We start from the raw sequence: 24,208 nt of genomic DNA, 5'->3' as shown, positions 1-24,208 counted from the left end.
CTCCAACGTTTGACTTCCGGTGCCGCTCCAGTCGAGCTACGCTCTCCTTCCGCTGCACCGGGACGATTACCATCCTTTTCCATTGACGACCTCCTTGAACACGTAGATTTACCTCATTTTCGTGTCCAAGAAAACCGGGGCCGCCATAGGAAGGGTGCCCGGTTCAGGTAACAACGACACCCGTCGTTGTTACGGCGTTTTCCCGCACAGTGGATAACGGTGCATGGAACATTGTCGTCAAGTTCAACGACCACGATAGGCGAACGCACAAGCTCAACATAGCTACATCTGATCTATTGGGTGGCGGTTTGAGCGCCGTTAAACAACTTGTAGACAACGGCCTGGGGCTATGTCCCGGAATGGAGAAACAGCTAGTCAAGTATCTACAGTGCTGCCATCCGGCAACAAGATTGCTTCGCGTCATGAACAGCGGGTGGGTCGACAACATGCACGTTTTTGTCCTGCCTGGTCAGGTTTTCGGACAGACTCTTGGCGAGACAATCGCCTATGAACCCGAACGCAACAGTAAAACGATACGAAGTATAACCAGCAAGGGATCGCTTGAAGATTGGCAGGCAAATATTGCAGCATACACCAAGGACAACTTCATTCTGATCAATTGCATCCTGTTGGCATTGACTGGACCTCTACTGAAGATACTCGGCCTTGACGGTGGTGGCTTCCACATCTACGGGCATTCTTCACGGGGAAAAACTACAGCACTCCAGGTTGCAGCTTCAGTATGGGGATGTGGCAGTGACCCGGCGATAGATTCAGTCAACTCGTTCGCACAACGCTGGAATTCAACAGCCAATGCTTTGGAGGCTATCGCTGCCGTTCATTCCGACCTGCTGACTGCACTCGATGAACTAGGAACTTACAATGGCACAGACTTGGGCGTTGATGTCTACACTGTTGCCGGTGGGCAGGGAAAGTCAACACTGACATCCAGCAGAAGGTTACGTCAAATCCGGACGTGGCGGGGCAACATCCTGTCGAACGGCGAGAAGTCGATGCGGCAGGCGATCGAAGAGAGTGGGCGCGCCGTCAAGGCCGGGCAGATGCTAAGAATTATCGACATCAGGATTGAAGATATTTTCCCTTCACCACCCGATGGAATGACAGCGGCAGAGTTTGCCAACCATCTAAAACAGATGTGCTCGACACACTACGGCACTGCTGGTCCGGCCTTTGTTCAAGGCCTCGTCGAAGCCTTGGCGGACTATCCTGCGGAAAACATCGAGTCACTACGTGCCAACCTGGAGAAGTATGCGAAGGAACTGACGCCGGAAAACGCCCGACCGGAGCAAGCTAGGGCATTCAGACGCTTCGCAGCACTGCGCGTTGCAGGCGAATTGGCTGTTCAATGTGGCATCCTACCGTTCACAGACGATGACATCAACGGTGCCGTTATCCACTTTCGAGACCTCTGGCTGCGTGAAAACCAAAGCATCGGTGATGCTGATCGGGCACTTCTAAAGCTGCAAAGCTTCCTGATCCGTAACCACTCCGCTCTCCCTTCCATCCGCGACACTGACGCCAGAATCAGCAACGCACGGGCTTTCAGGAATCCTCAAAACAACTGGTTCCTGTTCACAGACGATCAACTGATGGCGGCAACCGGTGGCAGCAATATCAAGGATGTGGTCAAAGAGCTGCGGAACAAGAGGCTGCTTGTCGTTCACGAGGCGGGTCGCTTGAAGGTCAAACAAAAACTGGCATCAGCTGGTGACCAGTGGGTCAGGTTTTATGGTGTCCTTGGCAACATCCTCAATGCCGACCTTGATGGGGAGGATGCAGAAGCAACCAAGACAACTGAGGCAACCACGGCAACAGAGGCAGCTGAAGCAGCTGAAGCAGCTGAAGCCGCCGCATCCGAAGATGATTTCTTTGATTAAACCTGCCAGGCGAGACTGGTTCGGTGTCGGGTTCCCTGGGGCTGGCGAAGCCAGCTCTAGGGGCTCAAACAGCAAAGCCGGGGCGTAACGCCCCCTACGATAACAAGGGTTAGTGCGATAGTTGGCTTCGGCTCTTACGGGCGCTGGCGTCCTGGCTTGAAGCCGCTCAGAAAGGATATGACAATGATAAGTAGAAGTGCTTGGGTTGGTCTTTGCCCTGAGTGTGGCAGCGGCGTTTATTCATACCGCGACTACTTCCAATGCACCAGGCGTGCAAACCGGAAGTGTGACTTCTTTATACGCCGGAGCCGGTTAGCTGTCTTTGGCAAGGAAAGTATCACTGATCCAGAGATGGCCATGCTCCTCAAGGAACAGGTGATCCCCCTGAAAAACCTTCGAAAAAAGAACGGAGAACGTTTCAGCTGTGGCGGAGTTCTTACTTATGATGAAGATTGGGGGTGGACCATTGGTTTCACTCGACAGATACCGACGAGTTCACCGAACATGCCACCACGTGTTCGGCGGATCTCCGGAACCACCGAATAGTGTACAGCTCCGGCCGGGGCACCCCCGGCCGGAGCTAGGGGCTTACGAAGGAGACGACGATAGGTGCTATCCTGCCTGTTCTACCGGCCAGCCCTTCTTGCAGGTGGTGCAGCCGTAGAACTGCTGGCCGCTGCGTGGCCCGCTCTGGAACTGGCGGAGGGTCATGTCGGTGCCGCAGTCTGGGCAACTCCTCGTTTCGGCAACAGGGGCAACCGATTCCGGCTGGGGGATGCCGTCGAGCGGAAGGGTGCCCCTGCAGGCAGGGTAGGTGCTGCACCCCCAAAATTCCTTACCGGCGTTGCTCCCTTGCCGGGCGATTCTGCGTGTCATGTCCGCGCCACACTTGGGGCAGGATGGCGTTGTTGCCGTTTGGGGGACCGGTGCCGGTTGTGCCGCACCGGCGACAGGGGACCGAGCAGCGTCGATCATCGCCCGTAGCGTCTTACCGTCGATCAGCTCCAGGTTGTGGCCTCGGGCAAACTCTTTGGCGTCTGCGGTATACTCACCGGAAGTAACGAAGTAGCCGCCAGCTACCCCACGTGCCGCCATAACGCCGTAGAACTCGCGGATCGGCTGCACACCCACCTTGTAGGCTTTCCACTGCTTGCACTGGACGAGGTACGTTTCTGACTTCTGGCGCAACACCAAGTCCACTCCACCGTCGGGGCCGTTCCCACCCTCCCTGGTCACCTGGAAGCCCTTGCGCCGGTAGTGCTCACTCACCAGCATCTCGAACTCCTGCCAGCTCATGTCGTTCAGTGCCGACACGCCAGGGCGTGATGCCGTGTTGTCGTAAAGCTTCTTCTGTTTCGTTGCGTTGATGAACGAAACCAGTGCGGCGATGCCGCAGGCGAAGGGAAGAAGGAACTGGCCGAACAGTGCCAGTGTTCTGAATATGCTTACCGACGCTGCCGCGCCGAGTGCACCGGGGCCGGTCGCCACTGATGGTAACGGTCGTGTGGCTATGCCGTGCAGTACTGCGTACGACAGCAAGGCCAGCATAAGCCCCGCCCACCAGGGCAGCTTGCTAACGACTAGGACAACGTCTTCCAGAGCGCTTGTTCTTTTTCGTGCCATTCGTTCTCCTTGACAGGCACCAAGATCAGTTTGGTGACTTCCAACCAAGCCGCAGTCTGTTGTTTTTGCTCTTGTATGGAACAAGGACGCCGTCTCGGACCATCGTAGCAACCTGCCCTTCGACCTTACGCATGAACTGCCTGCGGGGCTGGCCGCTAGTGCGGACTTTACAGGCCTTAAGGACGAGGGTACTAACGTGCTCGCGCACACAGGTCTGCCCGCTCTTGGCTTGGATGACGTTGTAGATTAGTCTTCGCAGTTCTCTAGGCTTCAATGCGAGCATCTCTTGAACCGTCTTCGGGCACCCTTCGATGAGGCAGGAATCGAACAAACCTGCCTGCTCTTCGCCATCTTCCTCTTCGTGCTCCTCATGTTCTTCGGCAAGAATCATGTCGAGTTCATCGGCTTCTTCGTTGGTGTACCCGGCAGGATCAGAGTCTGTTTGGTAGTCGGTCGACGTTTCTTCAGAAGGACTTTCGTGGTGGCCGTTGGGGAATATACCGCGCTCCTCCAGCAGTGGCCAAAGTCCGGCGAGGGCCTTCTTGCGATCAACGCGGTAGGCACTGTCACGCAGGCGGTAGAATACCCAGCCGCACCGCTGAAGATCACGCTGTCGCTTGAAATCACTATCCAAGGCATCTGGGCCATGCCAAAACTCGCCGTCGCACTCCACGGCTAGCATAGAGTTCCCACCTTGCACAACGAGGTCAATCCTGTACTCCCCAAACTTAAACTGAGGAACAACCGTGTACCCTTGCCCCGCTATGTCAAGGGCGACATCGACTTCGAACCAACTATCAAACGGGCGCGGCGGATCCTCTAGTGTGCGATTGGCGCGATGGGCTGTGCGAACGAGATCGTCATAGTCGAAGCCTGTAATGTCGGGTGCAACTGGATTGAGGAAGTGACTCAACAACTTGTGTCGATAGCAGGATGATGACAGGTCGTTTAGGGTGACGGAGTGGAAGAGCCAGAGTTGCTCCTTTGCACGGCTGGCAGCGACGTTGAAGCGACGCATGTCATGATCGGTAGTGAGGGCAATGAAGCGGGTCTCTCCTTCGGCAGCAACCATGGAAAGGAAGACAACATCACGCTCATCACCCTGGAAGCTGTAGGGGTTGCCACACAGCAGCCTACGCTCCTGCATCTCCTCCACCCCGATGGCCTTGACTAGAAGATTCTCGATAAGCTTCGCTTGGCCCTTTCCCTGAAGAGAGATGACACCCATCGTCATGCCGTTGTAGCGCGGGTTACTGACGCAGGCTTTGACGTGCTCAACAAGCGTCTCGGCCTCAGGACGGTTTAGGACCGAGTCGCCGCTTCCCTGTCGGTACCCGCCTGCAACGTACACTGAGCGCAGCGGCTCAAGGCGGTTCGGCGGGCACTGCTTCAAGGGGATGAGAGGGTTCGCCTGATAGCACAGCTTGTCCGAGAATCGGATGATCTCAGGGGCGCAGCGAAAGTGCTCGCGCAGCACCACGCGGTTTCCGAAGCGTACAGAGGCGTGGGCGAAGAGACTGCTCTCCATGCCGAAGGTGTCGCGGAGCTCGAACTGCTTGAGGTGGGTTTTGATTAAGTTAGCGACAATACCAACGTCGACGCCCGGATTCTCCGGGCTGATCTGCATGTCATCACCGACAACGATGAGCTTCTCACCCAGGAACATCAGGGGAAGAGCTTCGTACCCGGCCTGCGACGCCTCGTCGATGATGATAACGTCGAACGCGCGCGGCGCCCCTTCTAGAGTTTCGTAGACGCGGTGGAGGGGCATGATCCATGCTGGCACAGCTGTCTTGCACACGTTGAGATGGCGCTGGGCGTCCATCCGGTTGCTGTGGGTACGTTTGCCAGTACCCTTGCCGATCCGCTTCATCGCGAGTTGCCAAGCCTGGAGTCGGGACTGACGCTCAGAATCCATGCGATCCAGGCAGTAGTTCCATGCTTTCAGCGAAACCAACTCAGCAAGATCTTTAAGATACGAGTCCTCAAGTCGACGGTAGCTTCGGTCAAGGGTGGCGTCGTCGACGGAGTCGAAACTCTCCAGCCAAGCCAACGCCTGCCGCCACGTCCAAGCAGCTTCAAGTTTGTCCAGTCGATCAACGACAGCGGAGATGTCGCGCGTGGTGGTAATGTAGGAGGCTAGGAGTGGAGCCTTCACTGCAAGGCGAGTGAGGAGATCCCGCTTGTCAACCACGCCCTCAAAACGCTTAGCGAGTGTAAGGATTCTCTCAGTGGTCTTGTGGTAGGTATCGATGTCGGCGGCGCGGAAAGCTGCCAGCAACTCGAGACACAGAGGGTGGGCGTTAGGCTTAGCAGCGGCAGCGGCCACCTGTCCTTCTGCGGCATGAAGACGGGCCTCCACACCCCCGAGTGCTGTCTTGGCCTGAACGACGCGGCAGGTTTGGGCAAGACCGCTGACGGCAGCCGTGTCGCCCCAGTGCGGCCGAGCAAGGCCGTTCACAGCATCAATGGCCTTTATAGCGGTGTCCCGCAGGTCATAAAGTTCAAGAGCATGCTCCAGGGCTTCGAGGTGCTCCTCAATGATGGCAACTTCAACTATGAAGTGGTGGCTTGGCTTGTGGTCAACCTTTCCCTGCCAGTAAGTCCAGACTTCGAAGATGGCTTGTTCAGCCGATAGATACTCGATCAACTTACCTAGTGGATCCGAGTCGAGGCAGCACTTACCGTCGACATAGCACAGTTGCAAGGTGCCACAGTGCTTCTCAACGATTGGGTCCTGGAGGAAGATGAGCCGTTTCAGCCCTTTCCCCTTAGCATAGTGGTCGCGCACGGCTCTGGCATCAGCGGTGAGGCGCCTATGGTCTACACCTTCTGGGATCTCTACATTGTAGCCCTTCACCTTCTCCGCCTGGGCTTTCAGGACGGGAATTCGGTCGAGGGTCAATCGATGCACCTCGCGCCAGGGTCTGTCAATGTCGTTGAGAATCTCGCGGACGCACCGATCCATCCAAGGCATGGGACGGTTGAGAGTGCTGGCAACACCGGCGAGGAGCTTGTCCAGTTCTGCAACAATGTCAGCAACCTTTCCCGGTTGAGTGGATGATAGGGCTGTACCTTCGGGAGAGTCGAGCGATTCTTTGCCGGTCTCGACGAAGGGGCGCAGATCTGCAGCGGCCACCCAGTCCTCGCGGCAAGTTGACGGATCTGGAACATCCTTGCCAACGGCTGGGAAATATTGTGCCAGCTCGGTTTCAGCATCGATGCTGACGTCAGCAACGAGTCGTTTGAGACGAGTGACTTCCTCGCGGGAGAGCGGACAGGTATCAGACTCTGCAAGGGTATCGTTGAACCAGCTGAAACTGGAGGCCTCGTCGCGGACACGTGTTGCAATGGCCGCTGCCGTTCCGGAGTATGTGTTGCCGGCAATGTGGTGCTTGTAGGTTTCCCGTTCGCGCAACGATATAATCTGCTTCTTCAGGGCGGCTCGCTTCTCAAGATTCATGGCAAGCTGCGTCTCGACTTCGGCGACACGCTTCTTGTCGCGCGCTTCGTTCCGGTTGTTGGCGTGGAAGAGGATACCCTCGACGCTCTTGGCAAGAGAAAGTCGCTCGTCGGTGACACTAGCACCTAGCATACTGATGCAAAGCGGCGCCACCTCGGCAGGGATTTTGTCGTGAAGCGACTCTAGGGCGCGCGGGGTTTTCGCTGTGACCAGAACGCGCTTTCCGGTGGCCAGAAGATGGCAGACGAGGTTAACGATGGTCGTTGACTTGCCGGTACCCGGTGGCCCTTGCACGAGGACACCCCGCTTTGCGCCAAGCTTGCGCACAATGGCGCGCTGCTGTGGGTTGGAGTCGATAGGGAAGTATATAGGTTCCGGTGGCCTACCACTTGCGTCAAGCTCGCCAAACGAATCCTCTTTATCGTCTTCGCTGGCTTCGGCAGCGCTACTCTTCGGAGCTGCCTCACAAAGTTCGAGAAAGGGGGCCGGGATGCTGACGCCTGCTTCTATGTGGCGCCGCATGTCGGCAAGAATGCCGATCAACCCCTTTATCGACCGCTTGCGCAAGATAAGCGCCGGAGCGAACTCCACAAGGGGGGTTGGACCTGCCGCCTGGCCAGACGGCATGTACGCGTCAGGGTCGTAGCTCCCCTTCCCCTGCTTCTCAAGCGAGTTGGCAACAGCGGAGAGAACGGCATCGAGATGGGCGCGGTCCCAGATGTTGTCACGTAGGGCTGTGGCAGTCTCGCGTAGGCCAGAGGCGTTGGGTGGGTAGACTGTCGGATCTATCATGTCCAACTCAAGCTCTGCTTGGTCACCGTCGGAGGATGCCCTTACTGTAAAGTGGCCGTTAGAAGCATCATACTCAAGTGATGCCTTACCGGTCACCAAGTGGCGGCGAAGGGGAGGGAGGTTCGGAGCTGGCTTCCAAGTGAGTAACCCAAGGCTCAGAACAAGTTCATACTGCTCGCCAAGCCTCTGCTGCTCCTGATAGATCGTGAACAATGCGCCGTAAGCCTTCTGTACTTCGTTCCACCTTCGGCGTGCTACTGCCCAATTGCGCCACTTCTGTTCGATCCAGCTGTCAAAGGTACTCCTGACCTCGGGGTAGTCCTTGAGGTGTCGCTTCTCTACGGTGTCGACCTGTGTGCCGGTCTCGGGATCAGTTTTAGTGGTCGTGACTACGATTGTATCCCGGAGGACGGGGGTCCCGTCGACGTTTTGGAGGGTGGTCTCGTCAACCCACTGCTCTATGGACTTTAACCCAGTCGGTAGAGACGGTTCGGCCATCTTGATGACGTCCACCCACACGTCCTCGGCAACATTCTCGTCCGGTCCCCAGTGGCGAGAGAAGCACTTGACCGCCGGGTCGCGTGGGACGGTCTCAAGCCACAGGACATTCTGATAGTTTACCAAGTCAAGGGTTGTGGCTGTGGTGACTTGAGCTAGGTTGTTCAGGTAGTCAATCAGGCTGATGAGCTTGGGGTCGTGACTTGCGACTTGTTCGAGATGAGGTTCCGCCGCATCGCCTTGAACCTTGGAAAGCACCACTGAAACCTCGGCAAGCAGTGCTTGCGCCTTCGCGGTCGAGCGGTAACTTAGTTCATCAGCGATTTCCTTGAGCCGCACTGGATCGCTTCGATAACTGTGGAACAGCTCTTCTAGGCTTTGTGCTGATTCGTTCAGCAGGGGACGGCTTGAGTTCATCACACACTCCATCTGTGAGAATCGTAAGTTAATACCATGTAGTTGATCAGATAACTGAAGGGTGCTGTCGCGGTATGGTTGGCACAGCGTCCCATGTCCTCCCTTGTAGGAGCCGTCCGTTCTGCTTCTTTGCTCGCTTGGTGCCATCGGCCCCCCAGCCTCCCCACTGCTTAAAGAAGAACGCTGACCGCTGGGCCTCGCATTGGCGCTTGATGTTCAGCACCCACTCCTGCCGCATGGGCCGGGCTTTGGGGCCGGATTCACCGCCAACGATGACCCAGTGGATACCGTTCAGGTTCAACGTGCCCAAGTCCTCCAGCAACGGCTCCACGGAAGCGAACCGGATGTGCGCAGATACCTGTCGCAGCCAGTCAAGCCGGGGAATGCCGTGCTGCCGGTCCTCGACTGTCACCCCCAGCCAGGCGTTGCGCGGCGGTTCGTACTCCCGGAAGAAGTTGGCCATTCTCTCCGCCCGCTTGGTGAGCACCTGGAAGGTGTGCTGCGGAGCACGGCGGATCACGTCAAACACCTGCCGGATGTAGTCGTCGGGAATCTCCTGGTGGAACAGGTCGCTCATGGAGTTGACGAAGTACACCGTATGCTTGTTCCGCTTGAGCGGCTCCTCCAGCCTGTGCGGTAGGAGAGTCAGGGCAAAGCCGTTCTCGTAACCGTTGACCCTCATCGCCTGTAGGCGTTTGGCCATGGCTTCAGCGTAGCAGTTGGTACAGCCAGGTGACACCTTGCTGCACCCAACGGCGGGGTTCCAGGTTTGCTCGGTCCATTCGATGCGTGTCTGGGTGCTCATGATTCTAACCTCACTAGTGCTTCGTTCTTCTCAAAGTTGACGGCGTTGACCGGCCTTGCTCGCTTGGCGTCGAGGTTTTTCACCTTGCACTCTTTGGCCAGTTCAGCAAAAGCCTTCTGAAAGTCACCGGGGAACCACTCTGTGCTTTCAAGCATCTCGGCAAGCTGCTTCGTACCGAAGTACCTGGGCTCCGTTGATAACAGGCTCAACCAGTAGGCCTTGATTTCGGCGAGGTCCATATCAGCCCGCTCATCGCTTACATGTTCATCAGCGGAGAACAACTCCATCTGCTTCTTCTTCGCTACCCGCTCGTCCTGCTTCGCTAGGGCACGTACCTTCTTCTGGACGATGTCGAGCTTCTCGGATGCCTCCATGAACTCGACGATCCCCTTCGGGTGTCGGGTCAAGTACACCAAGTGGTACAGAGTCCGGTCATGGGTAGGTTTCAGAACCTTTACACATGCTGTCCGGGGTTGCTCCTTCCCGCCCGGAGTGACTTGCTTCAGGTTGTTACGGTAGAGCGACACAAGGTGTGCCTCCCTCTCTTCCGGCAACATCCCGTTCGTTTCGGGAACAACACCGAAGATGCTCTTCATGTCTGCTTGGAACTCCGGTTGCGGAACGGTCCGGGAAAGAAAGTCGTACATGAAGTTGATGAGAAACTCCGAGTTGGGACGCCTAAGGAGCGGCGTGAGCGTTGGCAGTTCCACGACGTTCTTCCACCCGGTAGGATCGACGAAGAAGAAAACGAAACTGTCGGAGCCACACCAAGCCAGTATCTCCTGAAGAAGCTGATGGAACTTGCCCTGCAGGGCATGCGTAGTCGTACCATCAGCCGGGCGGGCCGCTAAGTAGGCCTGTAGGACCTTGAAGCGTGTCGGCTTCTCTTCGACGTACAAGGCCCGGAACTGTACTTCCTTGCCGATCTTGCGTAGCGCCTCGCGACACTTGTTGATGAGGTTCAGTGAGATGACGATTGATGTGTCTTCAAGGTCGTCCGCCTGTGACTTCCACGGCCCGGCAAAGCAGTCAACGTAGCAGATGGTTCGTTGATGCTGGCCGACGATCATGAACAGGCGTTCCAGGTATGCCTCAAGCAACTGGTGTTTGAAGTAGGCCTGCTCACGGCCTTTGTACTGCGAAGGAATCTCCATCATGCCACCCTATCATATCCCTGTGACAGGATACGTCCCGTGGACTTCTCAACTCACGCAAAAATCTCCCCGAAAGCCGCTTCCATCTTCCGACGTGTTTCCAGTGCAACACCGCGAGTTCCCTTCAGCTTGCCATCGATCAGGTCTGACACGATCTTTTGGTGCAGGCCGTTTTTGCTGGCCCAAGAGCTGACTGTCTCGCCCAGATCCACAAGCTTATGCTGGATCGTCTTCTTACGCTGTTCCTTGTCCATCTTCGACTCCAAGCGAAATCTCCGGTGGTGACTGTTGCTCGGGGCAATTTACTCTCTCTTGGAGTAGTTGTCAATGCCACCATGAAGAACCTCTCACTCTCTGCTGTGAGCCCCACCGGGGCAACGGGAAACCGGGGCGGGAATGTCCTTCTATGTTGTCAGGCATGACAAAACCCCACATCCCCAGCTAACCCCGTCTGCAAGAGGCTGGGGTTGCCCGCGTCATCTTGATAGGACAAGCAGACATTCTTTCCTTGGTAGCTACTACACCTTTACCAAGGAGGAACCATGCTTACTTTCCGCTCTCTCACCGATGTTGCACAGGCCCAACTCCCTCCGAAACACCGCCGAGCTGTCACCCGCGCCGTTCGTAGTCTTCTCGACGCCTACGGGGACGACTACGACCCCGACGACTGCGGCTTTGTCGTCCTCGTTACGGAGAAGACCACCGATGCCGACGCACTGGAACTCATGGGGCGACCATGGGCCGAAACGCGCTTGGAAGGAGCCATGCTTGACAAGGAGACAGGGTGCTTCCTGAGCTGCTGGCTTGCAAACAACCAGTATGGCCTGACGCTGGTCGTGCCCGACGAGAATTGGCTCGACCCTGCCTTCCGTGCCCTTCTCGTCGAAGAACTGGGAGGTACCGATGTCTACTGACCGGTTCGCCAACTTTCGCCGTCACTACTCGGACTCCGCCATGCACCGGAAGATGGGAAAACTGACGGACTCCCTGCGGGAGGGTGCCATCATCCTGCTCCTGCTTCTCCGTGACCCTGACACACCGCCGATGGTGAAGCTGCTGATCGTCGGGGTGCTGGGGTACGTAATCTTCCCCTTCGACCTGCTTCCCGACCTGCTGCCATTTGGTTTCACCGACGACTTGGCCGCAGTAACCAGCGTTCTTCTCTCACTACGCCATCACATCACTGAGGGATTGCGACAACAGGCGAAGAAGTGGCGGCCAGGACTCGGCGTACAAGGAGAAACATCATGAAGATCCGTACCGACTGCCTTCCGTGGCGGTTGAGCAGCAAGCTCATCGCCATCATCGACCAAGAGTTATCTGCAATGCCCACTGCTACTGGGACGGTTCTTTCCTTCCGCGACCCAAAGTTCTCAGCCGAAACGGGGGGCTTTCATCCGGTGGAGGTTGCAGTCGCACCTGACGGAAGCATCCAGTACGTGGCAGACTTCGCCTACTACGGAAGCCCTCCCTGCTGCGAGTTAGCCAAGGAGATCGACTTTGACTTCTCGCTTGGCCTCTTCCAGCACTTTGGCCGGGAGTTCCCCATCCAGGCAGGCCGGGAACTCTTCCACCTCTGGGAGAGTAACTTTATCGCTTACTACGAGATGGGGGTCTACACCGTCTCGGCAGAACCCTTCTAGGAGGAATGATATGGCACCTGAGGAAATCGTAACCACACTGTGCGGTAAGCTCCCTGACCCCGGCGAAGTCGTCTATGTCGTCACGATGCGTGACTTGTTGGCGGCAATCGTTCGGAGGATGCAGCAAGATTCCCTGCACCTGACCGCTGAGGACCTGCTTCTTGCCCGCGACGAGGCGCAGGCGGTCTTCGGCCACTACCTGAACGAGCACGAGTTGTTCGATCTTGCCTTGGACCAGTGGGAGATAGTCCGGCACCTTTGACGACTCCCCCTGATCTTCGGCAGCAAAACCCACCCGCATGACTTTCCTGCCTCGTAGCCGCCGAGGGAGTTTTCCCCGCCGTTTTTGTGCCCAAAACCGAGTCGCGGACCGACAGCGGACCGTAGTTTTCAAGATTCTACGAACAATACCTTGTAGGGCTTAGCACAACCGACTTTGACCATCTGACAACATGACCGGTGACCGTAAGAAACGGTCCTACAGGCGGGGGGAGACCTCCGCCTTTTTTGCGTCCCGGCGAAGGAGGAGAGAAGGATGCAACACGAGAGACAACCCGCAACACTCAGGCAGTTCCGTTTCAGTCACCGACAGATCGATGCACTTCCACCTCACGACGCTGACTCGGCTTCTGCGATGGCTGAGTATAGCGATACGGAGGTGGTCGGACTGAAGCTGTCAGTCAGCAAGTCTGGCCGGAGGTACTTCTTGCACCGCTACCGCTTTCGGGGCAAGAAGAAGGCGCTCAAGCTGGGGGAGTACCCGAGTGTTAGTGTGCAGGATGCACGAAACATGGTTCATGAGCACAAGAACATGCTGGCCCGTGACTTGGACCCGGCTGATGAGCGCAACAAGCGGCGGAAGGTCCCGACACTAGCTGAGTTCGCTGTTAACACGTATCTGCCCCATGCCAAGCAACGCAAGAAGTCATGGCAAGATGACGAGGCCAAGATTCGTCGAGACATCGGAACGATGTTGGGGCACCTCCCAATCAACGAGATCACAACGCGAGACGTGATGCAGTTGCACTCTTCAATCGCGAAACGTGCCTCAGCAGCAACCGCCAATCGCTACCGCGCCTTGTTGTCTACCATGCTCAATCTGGCAGTTAAGTGCGACATAGTGGAGAAGAACCCGGTGAGTAACGTCGAGAAGTTCAAGGAAGCCGATCCGCGAGAGCGTTACCTTTCAGGGGACGAGCTTGGCCGGTTCTTGATGGCACTGAATGTCGAGGCTGGTAAGACGACGGCTAACGCCATTGTCCTACTACTGCTTACCGGGCTGCGAAAGATGGAGTTGTTCAGTCTACAATGGGCACAAACTGACCTGAACCGGGGAACGCTACGCCTTCTGACCACTAAGGGCGGGCGCGGTAGAACCGTGGTGCTGAACAGTATGGCTCTGGAGATTCTGCGGAAGATCCAGGAGAGCGCGGACCCTGCATGTCCGTGGGTGTTCCCGGCTCACCGAGGCGGTGGCCATCTCATCGATCCCAGGAGAGCACTAAAACGGGCAATGACTCGGGCGAACATCACCGACCTCAGGCCACACGACCTCCGACGCTCGTTTGCTTCCCTGGCCGTGAACGCCGGGGTGGACCTCTACCAAGTCAAGGACCTGCTTGGGCACTCCACTGTGGCGGTGACGCAGAGGGCTTACGCTCACCTGCAGCAAGACACACTGCGCAGTGCCAGCGAGATAGTAGCGAGAACCGTAGGAGAAGCAAGCTCGAACGCTATCGGGTTGGTAGGTGGCGGCGTTCCAGCCGTCCGCCGCTGAGGGGTGCCCCGAAGACGGTGGCCCGTAGTTGGACCGAAGTAGACGAAAACGCCCTTCCGCGTCGAGCGGAAGGGCGATGTTTTTTTCTCTGTGCTACCGCTCGGAAGCCTCGCCAGACAAGAAAAAAAAGGCCTGACAGTTCGTCAGGCCTTGGTATTGGCGCGCTTGGAGAGATTCGAACTCCCGACCTACGGATTCGTAGTCCGTTGCTCTATCCAGCTGAGCTACAAGCGCGTAATTAAATTTTGGTTTGACCACCGGTTTCGTAGTCTGGTGCTCTATCCAGCTGAGCTACGAGCGCATTGTTAATTGGCGGGAATAAAATCCACCAGCGTAAAACCGTACTTGGGATGGTTGAAGGCATGGGTTGTCGGGTACAGAGAGAACAACCACCCTTTGAAAACTTCTTTTCCCCCCTCCAGAATCCGGATCTGTGCAGCCGGATTCTTCGGCTCGTTGGACTGGGAGGTAAGAGTTGTCCCGTCCATCGTGAAGTGAGGCAGGAAATTGTCTACCGCTATCGTGAGATTGCTCTCCGGAATTGCCAGTTCAGCCCCGACGTTGACGGTATAGACCGACTCCTTGTTGGCGGCCTTATCGGTAACGGCTATCTTTACTGACTTCCACTTCCCCTTAACCTTATCCGGGACAACAACTACCGATTCCTTCTTTGTCGCCTGGCCGTGCTGCGTTCCGGCGTCGCCGCCGACTTTCTGCTCTTCCTTCTGAGAGCACCCGACAACAGCTACCACGGCAAGGGCAACGACCACCAGCCTGAACAACACCTTCACGTGTCCTCCTCGTCTCCAGAACCTTACCGCGATGACACGGGCTGTAGATATCTGGCGGAGAGAGAGGGATTCGAACCCTCGATACAGGTTTTGCCCGTATACTCGCTTAGCAGGCGAGCGCCTTCGACCTACTCGGCCATCTCTCCGATCGTTGTTTGTCAATTATGGCGGAGGGAGTAGGATTCGAACCCACGGAACTTTCGTTCAACGGTTTTCAAGACCGCCGCCTTAAACCACTCGGCCATCCCTCCGAAAGCCTAGCCGATCTTCTGCAGTCCCCCCATGTACGGCCGGAGCACGTCCGGGATTACTACCGACCCGTCTTCCTGCTGGTAATTCTCAAGGATGGCCACCAGCGTTCTACCGACTGCAAGCCCCGAACCGTTCAGCGTGTGGACGAATTCAGGCTTTGATTTTTCGTCTTCCCTGAACCGGATCGAGGCCCGCCGGGACTGGAAATCCTCGAAGTTGCTGCACGAAGAAATTTCCCGATAGGTCTCCTGGCCGGGAAGCCAGACTTCAATATCGTATGTTTTGGCAGCTGAAAATCCCATGTCGCCGGTACAGAGTTCAACGACCCGATAGGCCAGTCCGAGCTGGCGCAACACCTCTTCGGCATTGGAGAGCAGTTTTTCCAGCTCATCATAGGATGCCGCAGGATGAACAAACTTCACCAGCTCGACTTTGTTGAACTGGTGTTGCCGTATGAGTCCGCGGACGTCCTTGCCGTAGGAGCCGGCCTCCTTGCGGAAGCACGGGGTGTAGGCCGTGTAGCTGAGCGGCAGGTCTGCGGCTTTGAGGATTTCAGCGCGATGAATATTGGTAACGGGAACCTCTGCCGTGGGGATGAGGAAATAATCGACCCCTTCCAGATGGAAGAGGTCGTCCTCAAACTTGGGCAACTGACCGGTTCCGGTCATGCTTTCCCTGTTTACCATGAAGGGCGGGAGCATTTCAAGATAATTGTGCCGCTCGGTGTGCAGGTCGAGCATGAAATTGACGAGAGCGCGCTCCAGTCGGGCACCTGCGCCGCGATAGAGCGTGAACCGCGCACCGGTAAGCTTCGCTCCCCGCTCAAAATCGAGTATGCCGAGCCCTTCGCCTATCTCCCAATGGGGCTTGGGGTCAAACGCAAAACAGGGGGGTTCACCCCATGTCCGCACCTGACGGTTGTCCGCTTCCGACGCTCCGACGGGTACCGTCGGATGCGGCACATTGGGGACCGTCAGCAGCACCATCTGCAGCTCATCCTCAATGCCGCGTAACTCGTCGTCGAGCCCCTTGATCCTGCCCCCCACCTCACGCATCTCGGCGATCTTGTCCTGAATCTGGCTCTTGTCCTTGACCTTGCTGATGGCCTCGGATACGGAGTTTTTCAACGCCTTGAGCGACTCGCTTTCCGCAAGGAGCGTGCGCCGGCGCTCGTCCAACTCGCGAAACCGGCCGAGACTCACCTCGGAGCCCCGGGTGGCAAGCCGCGCTTCCACCTCTTGCAGATTCTCTCGCAGATATTTGGCGTCAAGCATTGGTTCAAGCCTTTACTTTTGCGACATGAAAGTTATAGTGTTTAGCACTAACCTGCGAATTAGTCAATATTTTTGTGCCCCCGGAGCAGAAATGACCTTCTTCCCCGCCGCATTGAGCCTCGTGCTCGCGTTGCTCGCGGTCCCTGCCGGGGCTCTGGCCGAGCGCATCAGCCTGTCCTTTGTGGGTGATGTGATGCTGGCCGGCAGCGCAACCGACACCCTTCAGCGGTACGGCTATAGCTATCCGTTTGCCGCCACCGCCGCAGAGCTGCGACGCAGCGACCTGGTGGTGGGCAACCTGGAGGCCCCCCTCACCGAGGGGGGACGCGAGTTCCGCGCCAAACGTTTCCGCTTCAAGGCTTCTCCCGCTGCGGCAGCGGCCCTGAAACGGGCCGGCTTCTCGGTCATGACACTGGCCAATAACCACATGATGGACTTTGGCGCCGAGGGGTTGAGCGACACGATCCGCCACCTCAATCGTAACGGCATCGCCTTCGCGGGAGCAGGGTCGTCGATCGCGGATGCCCGGCGCGAAGCGTCCGTGGCGGTCAGAGGGCAGACCGTTGCCTTTCTGGCCTACTCGCTCACCCAGCCGATCGAATTCTTCGCCGCTGCGGGACGCCCCGGCACCGCGCCCGGCTATGCCGGCCACTACCCCGCGGATATCCGACGGGTCCGCAGCAGCGCCGATCATGTGGTCGTCTCCTTCCACTGGGGACAGGAACGGGCCGCGCTACCATCGCCCCACCAGATCGAAGCAGCCCATCGCGCCATCGATGCAGGGGCTGACGTCGTCATCGGCCACCACCCCCATGTCCTCCAGGGAATCGAAATCTATCGCGGAAAACCGATCTTTTACAGCCTCGGCAACTTTGCCTTCGGCAGCCGGAGCCCCTCGGCCGACCGGAGCATCATCGCCCGGGTCACCCTCGGCAAAGGGCCGCCGGTTGTGGAGGTCATACCCCTCAACGTCCTTTTCCGCGAGGTGCGCTTCCAGCCGACCATCCTCACGGGCCGCAGGGCAGCGGACGTGGTGGACCGGCTGAATCGCCTGTCAGCCCCTTTTGGCACGGTCGTCACCTCCACCGCTGGCAGCCATCTCGTCGCGCCTGCGGAGCCGAATGCGCGGCTCGCCAGCAGGCAGTGAATGGAGCAGGCCATGTATCGTCTTTTCGTTGCCATTGATCTGCCCGATTCCATCAGGGCACAGCTTGCCGATCTCGGCCGGGAACTGGACGATGCCCGCAGAGTTCCGCCTGACCAGCTCCATCTGACCCTCCGCTTTATCGGAGGCGCGGACAACGAATGCCTTCAGCGGATCAAAGACGCCCTGGCGACCGTCACGTCACCACCTTTTAGCCTGGCCCTGGCAGGGGTCGGCTGTTTCCCATCCCCAGGGCGCCCCCGCGTGATCTGGGCTGGGATCACCGCCGACGAGCGGCTGGTCCTCCTGCAGGGCGCGGTGGAAAAGGCCGTTGCAGCGGCGGGGATCCCCCCGGAGGAGCGCCGGTTTTCCCCGCACATAACGCTGGCGCGCCTCAAGGATGCCGAATCGACGGGTTTCACCGTTTTCCAGGCCAAACAGGGCGGGTTCAGAACGGAGCCGTTCACCGTGGAGGCATTCCACCTCTATTCGAGCACCCTGACTGCGGACGGCGCCCTGCACCGGCGCGAGGCATCCTATCCATTGAACGGCTGACCGAAAGAAAAGGGGAGGGGAAAGAAGCAGAAACGGCCGCCTCTTTTCAATGAAAGATGGCGGCCGTCGCAGGTGATGGGGCAACCGTCTGTCAACTGATAAAATCCATCACTTTGTCGAAAAAGCTCTTTTTCATGGGATGGACATCTTCGCCGCTGATGCGGGCGAACTCCTCCAGGAGTTCCCGCTGGCGCTTGTTGAGGTTTGACGGAGTCTCCACCTTGATGATGACGAGCTGGTCTCCGCGGCCGTAGCCCTGGAGCTGGGGAACTCCCTTGCCGCGCAGCCTGAAGATGCGTCCCGACTGGGTCCCCTCGGGAATCTTCATGGAAACCTTGCCGTCGAGGGTCGGCACCTCGATCTCGCAGCCGAGGGCCGCCTGCACGAAGCTGACGGGAATCTCGCAGAGAACGTCGTTGTCCTCGCGAGTAAAGATGGGATGCTCCCTGACCGCAATGGCCACATAGAGGTCGCCGTTGCCCCCGCCCTTGATTCCCTGCCCCCCCTCGCCGGTGAGCTTGAGCCTGGTGCCGGTTTCGACCCCTGCCGGGACCTTGACCGACAGGGTCTTGGTGTCACGGACCATGCCACTGCCGCGGCATGAGGTGCAGGGGTTCTCCACCACGCGCCCTTCACCGTTGCAGTGGTTGCAGGTCTTGCTGACACTGAAGAATCCCTGCTGGAAACGAACCTGGCCAGCGCCGCGACAGGTGGGGCAGACCTTCGGCTCGGTCCCCGGCGTGGCGCCGCTGCCCCCGCAATCGCCACAGCGCTTGCCGTAGGGGACCTGAATCTCCTTCTCCGCGCCGAACGCGGCCTCCTCAAAGGAGAGTTCCATGTTGTACTGCAGGTCGTCGCCGCGGCGGCCGCGACTGCCGCGGGGGCGGCCGCCGAAGATATCGCCGAAGATATCACCGAAAATGTCGCCAAAGGGGGTGCCGGCGCCGAAGCCGCCGAAGCCGCCCCCCGAAAAGCCGCCGGCACCGACCCCGGCATGGCCGAACTGATCGTACTGGACCCGCTTCTGGGGATCCGACAGGACCTCATAGGCCTCGGTAATCTCCTTGAACTTCTCCTCCGCTTCCCTGTCATCGGGATTCTTGTCCGGATGGTACTGGATGGCAAGCTTGCGAAAGGCCTTCTTTATTTCCGTATCCGAGGCGTTCTTGTGGACGCCCAGAACCTCATAGTAGTCGCGTTTCTCTGACGCCAAAATCGATCCTTTCCAATGCAAAAAGCAGCACCGAGATCCACTCCCCTGCTGCTCCGCATGGTTGATTGGTAGACGGGAAGAGGGGGGCGTTCACGCCACCCCTCTCCCCATTCGGCTACTTCTTGTCGTCCTTGACCTCTTCGAAATCAGCGTCGACAACCTTCTCGTCCGCGGCAGAGGGTTCACCCGCCGCTTCACCGCCCGGCTGGCCGCCTTCGGCCTGGGCCTTGGCGTAGACCGCCTCGGCCAGCTTGTGGGAAGCCTGGGTGAGCTCATCCGTGGTCTTCTTGAGGACGTCTACATCGCTTCCCTCCATGGCCTTTTTGAGGTTTGCAAGGCATTCTTCAATCTTGGCCTTCTCGTCGGCGCCAATCTTGTCCCCGTATTCCTTGAGGGACTTCTCGGTTGAGTAGATGAGGGTATCGGCGTGATTACGGGCCTCCACCAGCTCCCGCTTCTTCTTGTCATCGGCGGAATGCGCTTCGGCCTCCTTGACCATCTTGTCGATCTCATCCTTGGAGAGGCCGGAGGAGGCGGTGATCCTGATGGATTGCTCCTTGCCGGTGCCCAAGTCCTTGGCGGAGACATGGACGATGCCGTTGGCGTCGATGTCGAAGGTTACCTCGATCTGGGGCACTCCGCGGGGTGCCGGCGGGATGCCGGTCAACTCGAAATTCCCCAACGTCTTGTTGTCGATCGCCATCTCCCGCTCGCCCTGGAGCACGTGGATGGTTACCGCCGGCTGATTGTCGCTGGCCGTGGAGAAGACCTGGCTCTTGCGGCACGGGATGGTGGTGTTCTTCTCGATGAGCTTGGTCATGACGCTGCCGAGGGTCTCGATGCCGAGCGAGAGGGGGGTCACGTCGAGCAGCAGCACGTCCTTCACGTCGCCCCTGAGCACCCCGCCCTGGATGGCTGCGCCGATGGCGACCACCTCATCGGGGTTCACCCCCTTATTGGGAACCTTGCCAAATATCTCCTGGACCCTCTTCTGGACCGCCGGCATGCGGGTCATGCCGCCGACCAGGATCACTTCGTCCACCTCGGAGGGGGACAGGCCGGCATCCTTGAGAGCGGTGCGGCAGGGCCCCTCCAGCTTGTTGAGCAGGTCGGCACAGAGGGCTTCGAGCTTCGCCCGGGACAGCTTCATGGTGAGGTGCTTGGGCCCGGTGGCGTCGGCGGTGATAAAGGGAAGGTTGATGTCGGTCTCCATGGAGGTGGAGAGCTCGCACTTGGCCTTCTCGGCGGCCTCCTTGAGGCGCTGCAGGGCCATCTTGTCGCCGCGCAGGTCGATTCCCTGATCCTTCTTGAACTCGTCGGCGATCCAGTCGATGACCCGCTGATCAAAGTCCTCGCCGCCGAGGAAGGTGTCGCCGTTGGTGGACTTCACCTCGAAGACGCCGTCTCCCAGTTCCAGGATGGAAATATCAAAGGTTCCGCCCCCCAGGTCGAAGACGGCGATCTTCTCGTCCTTCTTCTTGTCGAGGCCATAGGCCAATGCGGCGGCGGTCGGCTCGTTGATGATCCGCAGGACGTTCAGGCCGGCGATCTTGCCGGCGTCCTTGGTGGCCTGGCGCTGGGAGTCGTTGAAGTAGGCCGGGACGGTGATGACCGCGTCGGTCACGGTCTCGCCCAGGTAGTCCTCGGCGGTCTGCTTCATCTTCTGGAGCACCATGGCCGAGATCTCGGGGGACGAGTACATCTTGCCGCGCGCCTCAACCCAGGCGTCGCCGTTGTCGGCCTTGACGATCTTGAAGGGGGAGATGGAGATGTCCTTGCGGACCTCTTCCGTATCGTACTTGCGGCCGATGAGCCGCTTGATGGCGAACAGGGTGTTCTCCGGATTGGTCACCGCCTGGCGCTTGGCCTGCTGGCCCACCAGCCGCTCGCCGCTCTCGGCAAAGGCAACCATGGACGGGGTGGTGCGACTTCCTTCTGCGTTGGCTATGACAACCGGCTCACCACCTTCCATGACGGAAACGCAGGAGTTGGTGGTGCCGAGGTCGATACCGATTACTTTGCTCATGAGTATAATCCTCCTTGTGGTCTCTCTGGAAACAACGTAGTCATCGCTCTCCCCAAACGCAAGGGGTCGGCGGAAATTTTTACGCGGCATCCTTGGGCACTGTGGCCACGGATACCATGGCGGGGCGAAGGAGCCGTTCGTTCAGCAGATACCCCCTCTGGAAGACCTCGACCACCGTATTGGGGGGAAGCTCGGCAACCTCCACCTGGCACATGGCCTGGTGATACGCCGGATCGAAGACAGTTCCCCGGTCGGCCTCCACGGCGACCACGCCGAATTTCTTCAAGGTGCCCACCAGCATGCCGTGGGTCATCCTGATTCCCTCGATAACCGCGGACAGGCTTTCACTGTCCGCATGGCCCAAGGCCCGCTCCATGCTGTCCACCACCGGCAGGATGTCCTGCAGGAGGCTCTCGTTGCCGTACTTGAGCAGCTCTTCCTTCTCTTTCTGGGTCCGACGGCGATAGTTCTCCAGGTCGGCCCGCTCACGCACGAATTTGTCCCAGTTCGCAGCCGCCTCGGCCTCCTTGGCCGCCAGTTCGGCCTCAAGCTGCCCGATCCGCTCGTCGCCGGCAAGGTGCCGTACGTCTTCGCCCTTCCCCTGGGCGGCTTCGCCGGCATGGCCAGCGGCCGTGATGGTTTCATCTGCACCCTGTGCGGTGCCGTGTTTCTTTTTATCCACGCTGATTGTCCTCCCTGCGAATATGCTGCCGAACCGCCCCTATTCCCCTTCCAGGAGCCTGCTGACCAGCTTCGCGGTATAGTCGACGATGGGGATCACCTTGGCATAGCCCATGCGAGTCGGGCCGATGACCCCGAGTACACCGAGGGTGTTCTTGCCCGTGAGGTACGTGGAGGTGATGATGCTCAATCCCTCCATCTGGCTGAGATGGGTTTCGGCGCCGATGAAGATCTGGACGCCCTGGGCATCGAGGCACCGGTCCAGGAGCCCCACCAGTTGATTTTTTTCCTCGAACGCCCGGAAAAGATCCCGCATCCGCCGCGAGTCGGCGAACTCGGGTTGTTCAAGGATATTGGTCTGCCCCTCGATGAAGATCTGGGCCCCGTCGTCATTCAGGCTCTGCTCCGAAAACTGGAGCGCACGGGCGAGGAGCTTGTCGTAAAGGACCTTCTCGTTCCTCATCTCCTCCAGCATCCGCATGCGGACCTGGCCCACCGGCACCCCCACCAGAAGCTCGTTCAGGTAGTTGGACATCCTGATCAGCTCTTCGGAGGAAAACTCCTCGTCGGATTCGATGAGACGGTTCTGGACTGCGCCGTTATCGGCCACCAGGATGGCGAGGATACGGCGCCCTCCCAGCTTTACGAACTCGATGTGCCGGAAAATAGTGGCTGAGAAGCGGGGAGCCAGGACGATCCCGGTGTAGTGGGAAACCGAGGAGAGCAGCCGGCTCGTTTCGTGAAGGACGGCGCCGATATCCCGGCCGGCCCCCACATAGCGCTTGCGGATCCGCTCCCGCTCGGCCTTGTCGATGCGCCGAACCGCCAGGAGCGAGTCCACGTAGAAGCGGTAGGCCTTGTCGGTGGGCACCCGCCCCGCCGAGGTGTGGGGAGAGACGAGGAACCCCATCTCCTCCAGGTCGGCCATGACGTTGCGCACCGTTGCCGGCGACAGGGTCAGGCCGTGGCGCTTGGTCACGGCACGGCTGCCGACCGGCTCCGCCGTCGAGATGTAATCCTCGATGATGGCTTCGAGGATAAGCTTGTTACGCTCGGAAATATCTGTCATCTCTCGGCCCCACAAAGCAGATTAGCACTCAAGGGACGTGAGTGCTAACTGGTTGCTAAAGTAACAACCGACCCCCGCTTTGTCAAGGGGGTTTCCCGCTTCCGGAGAGGGGATAGACGAGTGACGCAGACGGGTCAGAGGAAGGAGGCGAATACCCGGTTGGCGAGGATGGTCCCCCGGGGGGTGAGCTTCAGCCGCCCCCCCCCGCGCACGAGGAGTTCTGCCGAGCAGAGGCGGTCCACTTCGCAGCCGTACACGTTTTTCACCGTATCGCCGAACTCCCGGGCAAAATCCTCTTCCCGCACCCCGTCCAGCAGTCGGAGCCCGAGAAAAAAATACTCGGCCATGGCGTCGGCGCGGGAAAGGGCCGACTCCGCCTCCCCGGGAAGCTCCGCCGCCGCAAGGGTGTCATGATAGAGCTCCAGGTCGTCGGGATTCTTCCAGCGCACGCCAAAGGCCGGAACGCGCAAAAAGGAATGGGCGCCCGCGCCGAACCCCAGATAGTTTCGACGGAGCCAGTAAGCCTGATTGTGGCGCGAACGCCGGAGGGGACGGGCAAAATTGGCGATCTCGTAGTGCTCGAAGCCGGCTGAGACCAGCACGGCCGCCGTGGCTTCGAACATGAGGGCCGACCCCTCTTCATCGGGCAGCACCAGCACTCCCCGCTCCTCCATGACCCCGAAGGGGGTGCCCTCCTCAACCGTGAGACCGTAGGCCGAAACGTGATCGGGAGTAAGAGCCACGGCACAGGCCAGTTGCTCGCGCCATTGGTCGGGCGTCTGACCGGGAAGCGAGTGGATGAGGTCGATGCCGATATTGTCGAAGCCGGCACGGCGGGCCGCCGCAACGGCCTCCCTCGCTTGGCGGGCGGTGTGGAGCCGGCCCAGCAGGGCCAGCATCCCGTCGTCGAAGGACTGGACGCCCAGGGAGAGGCGATTCACCCCCGCGGAGCGGAAATCGGCGAGCCGCTGGAAGGTGACGGTGCCGGGATTGGCCTCCAGGGTTATCTCCGCGCCGGGGCCAAGGCCATAGCAGCGCGCTGCCGCACCGATGATGCGCTCCACGGCCGCCGGCGACAGAAGCGACGGGGTCCCTCCGCCAAGGTAGAGGGTAGTCGCTGGAGAGAGGGGGGG

Annotated in this window: 19 protein-coding genes, 3 tRNA genes and 2 pseudogenes; 8 read left to right on the top strand and 16 right to left on the bottom strand. The window is 58.9% G+C overall.

Features of this window, described 5'->3' with window-relative positions:
- A pseudogene (locus AC6CDK_RS13480) lies at window positions 1–83 on the bottom strand (IS3 family transposase); the annotation flags it as partial.
- Between the two features lie 90 nt (window positions 84–173).
- On the opposite strand from AC6CDK_RS13480, the pseudogene AC6CDK_RS13475 reads away from it, so the two are divergent.
- Window positions 174–1,898: pseudogene (locus tag AC6CDK_RS13475) on the top strand (DUF927 domain-containing protein); the annotation flags it as partial.
- Between the two features lie 612 nt (window positions 1,899–2,510).
- Here the strand turns inward: AC6CDK_RS13475 and AC6CDK_RS13470 are convergent.
- From AC6CDK_RS13470 to AC6CDK_RS13450, 5 genes are all read right to left on the bottom strand, one after another.
- Window positions 2,511–3,446 carry a restriction endonuclease gene (locus AC6CDK_RS13470; protein WP_226048559.1) on the bottom strand — a complete coding sequence of 312 codons (936 nt, stop codon included), beginning with the start codon at window positions 3,444–3,446 and terminating at the stop codon, window positions 2,511–2,513.
- A 100-nt stretch (window positions 3,447–3,546) separates the two neighbouring features.
- Entirely contained in the window at window positions 3,547–8,691 is a 5,145-nt protein-coding gene (locus AC6CDK_RS13465) for a PDDEXK-like endonuclease domain-containing protein (RefSeq protein WP_192905961.1), read from the bottom strand.
- Between the two features lie 46 nt (window positions 8,692–8,737).
- Window positions 8,738–9,496, bottom strand: a complete 759-nt coding sequence (locus AC6CDK_RS13460) for a DUF5131 family protein (protein WP_192905962.1) — start codon at window positions 9,494–9,496, stop codon at window positions 8,738–8,740.
- Entirely contained in the window at window positions 9,493–10,653 is a 1,161-nt protein-coding gene (tcmP, locus tag AC6CDK_RS13455) for a three-Cys-motif partner protein TcmP (protein ID WP_192905963.1), read from the bottom strand. Before tcmP ends, AC6CDK_RS13460 begins: the two co-directional genes overlap by 4 nt.
- Window positions 10,654–10,703: 50 nt before the next feature.
- Window positions 10,704–10,904: a helix-turn-helix domain-containing protein gene (locus AC6CDK_RS13450; RefSeq protein WP_192905964.1), complete on the bottom strand. Its 201-nt coding sequence runs from the start codon at window positions 10,902–10,904 to the stop codon at window positions 10,704–10,706.
- A gap of 288 nt (window positions 10,905–11,192) precedes the next feature.
- Between AC6CDK_RS13450 and AC6CDK_RS13445 the strand changes: the two genes are divergently transcribed.
- The 5 genes from AC6CDK_RS13445 (at window position 11,193) to AC6CDK_RS13425 (ending at window position 14,070) form a co-directional block, all read left to right on the top strand.
- Window positions 11,193–11,564 (top strand): hypothetical protein, encoded by a 372-nt coding sequence (locus AC6CDK_RS13445; protein ID WP_192905965.1) that lies wholly within the window; start codon window positions 11,193–11,195, stop codon window positions 11,562–11,564.
- Window positions 11,554–11,901 carry a YkvA family protein gene (locus tag AC6CDK_RS13440; RefSeq protein WP_192905966.1) on the top strand — a complete coding sequence of 116 codons (348 nt, stop codon included), beginning with the start codon at window positions 11,554–11,556 and terminating at the stop codon, window positions 11,899–11,901. The genes AC6CDK_RS13445 and AC6CDK_RS13440 overlap by 11 nt, the downstream gene beginning before the upstream one ends.
- Window positions 11,898–12,293, top strand: coding sequence for a DUF2787 family protein (locus AC6CDK_RS13435; RefSeq protein ID WP_192905967.1), 396 nt, complete (start codon window positions 11,898–11,900; stop codon window positions 12,291–12,293). The genes AC6CDK_RS13440 and AC6CDK_RS13435 overlap by 4 nt, the downstream gene beginning before the upstream one ends.
- 10 nt (window positions 12,294–12,303) lie before the next feature.
- Window positions 12,304–12,555, top strand: coding sequence for a hypothetical protein (locus AC6CDK_RS13430; RefSeq protein ID WP_192905968.1), 252 nt, complete (start codon window positions 12,304–12,306; stop codon window positions 12,553–12,555).
- A gap of 273 nt (window positions 12,556–12,828) precedes the next feature.
- On the top strand, window positions 12,829–14,070 hold the full coding sequence (locus AC6CDK_RS13425) for a tyrosine-type recombinase/integrase (protein ID WP_192905969.1): 1,242 nt from the start codon (window positions 12,829–12,831) through the stop codon (window positions 14,068–14,070).
- Window positions 14,071–14,227: 157 nt separating this feature from the next.
- Here AC6CDK_RS13425 and AC6CDK_RS13420 read toward each other — a convergent pair.
- From AC6CDK_RS13420 to serS, 5 genes are all read right to left on the bottom strand, one after another.
- A tRNA-Arg gene (locus AC6CDK_RS13420) sits at window positions 14,228–14,304 on the bottom strand.
- 71 nt (window positions 14,305–14,375) lie between these two features.
- Window positions 14,376–14,861 carry a DUF2155 domain-containing protein gene (locus AC6CDK_RS13415; protein ID WP_039647574.1) on the bottom strand — a complete coding sequence of 162 codons (486 nt, stop codon included), beginning with the start codon at window positions 14,859–14,861 and terminating at the stop codon, window positions 14,376–14,378.
- A 52-nt stretch (window positions 14,862–14,913) separates the two neighbouring features.
- A tRNA-Ser gene (locus tag AC6CDK_RS13410) sits at window positions 14,914–15,007 on the bottom strand.
- Window positions 15,008–15,026: 19 nt separating this feature from the next.
- Window positions 15,027–15,112: transfer RNA gene (locus tag AC6CDK_RS13405), tRNA-Ser, on the bottom strand.
- A 6-nt stretch (window positions 15,113–15,118) separates the two neighbouring features.
- The gene (serS, locus tag AC6CDK_RS13400; protein WP_039647572.1) at window positions 15,119–16,387 is read right to left on the bottom strand and encodes a serine--tRNA ligase; all 1,269 of its coding nucleotides are present in this window, start codon (window positions 16,385–16,387) and stop codon (window positions 15,119–15,121) included.
- A 91-nt stretch (window positions 16,388–16,478) separates the two neighbouring features.
- Between serS and AC6CDK_RS13395 the strand changes: the two genes are divergently transcribed.
- Entirely contained in the window at window positions 16,479–17,534 is a 1,056-nt protein-coding gene (locus AC6CDK_RS13395; protein ID WP_039647569.1) for a CapA family protein, read from the top strand.
- Window positions 17,535–17,546: 12 nt separating this feature from the next.
- Entirely contained in the window at window positions 17,547–18,086 is a 540-nt protein-coding gene (gene thpR / locus AC6CDK_RS13390; RefSeq protein ID WP_039648447.1) for an RNA 2',3'-cyclic phosphodiesterase, read from the top strand.
- 91 nt (window positions 18,087–18,177) lie between these two features.
- On the opposite strand, the gene dnaJ is transcribed toward thpR, so the two are convergent.
- The 5 genes from dnaJ to hemW all read right to left on the bottom strand — a co-directional run.
- A complete protein-coding gene (gene dnaJ, locus AC6CDK_RS13385; protein ID WP_039647568.1) occupies window positions 18,178–19,299 on the bottom strand; it encodes a molecular chaperone DnaJ in 1,122 nt (373 codons plus the stop codon).
- A gap of 115 nt (window positions 19,300–19,414) precedes the next feature.
- On the bottom strand, window positions 19,415–21,325 hold the full coding sequence (gene dnaK, locus AC6CDK_RS13380) for a molecular chaperone DnaK (RefSeq protein WP_192905970.1): 1,911 nt from the start codon (window positions 21,323–21,325) through the stop codon (window positions 19,415–19,417).
- A 79-nt stretch (window positions 21,326–21,404) separates the two neighbouring features.
- Window positions 21,405–22,007, bottom strand: a complete 603-nt coding sequence (grpE, locus tag AC6CDK_RS13375) for a nucleotide exchange factor GrpE (protein WP_192905971.1) — start codon at window positions 22,005–22,007, stop codon at window positions 21,405–21,407.
- A 39-nt stretch (window positions 22,008–22,046) separates the two neighbouring features.
- Window positions 22,047–23,075 carry a heat-inducible transcriptional repressor HrcA gene (gene hrcA, locus AC6CDK_RS13370; protein WP_039647564.1) on the bottom strand — a complete coding sequence of 343 codons (1,029 nt, stop codon included), beginning with the start codon at window positions 23,073–23,075 and terminating at the stop codon, window positions 22,047–22,049.
- Between the two features lie 134 nt (window positions 23,076–23,209).
- On the bottom strand, window positions 23,210–24,208 hold a 999-nt coding region (hemW, locus tag AC6CDK_RS13365), incomplete at its 5' end, for a radical SAM family heme chaperone HemW (protein ID WP_496639881.1).

Source organism: Geobacter sp. PheSNFMC (assembly GCF_059620965.1).
This window is presented reverse-complemented; position numbering and strand designations above follow the sequence as displayed.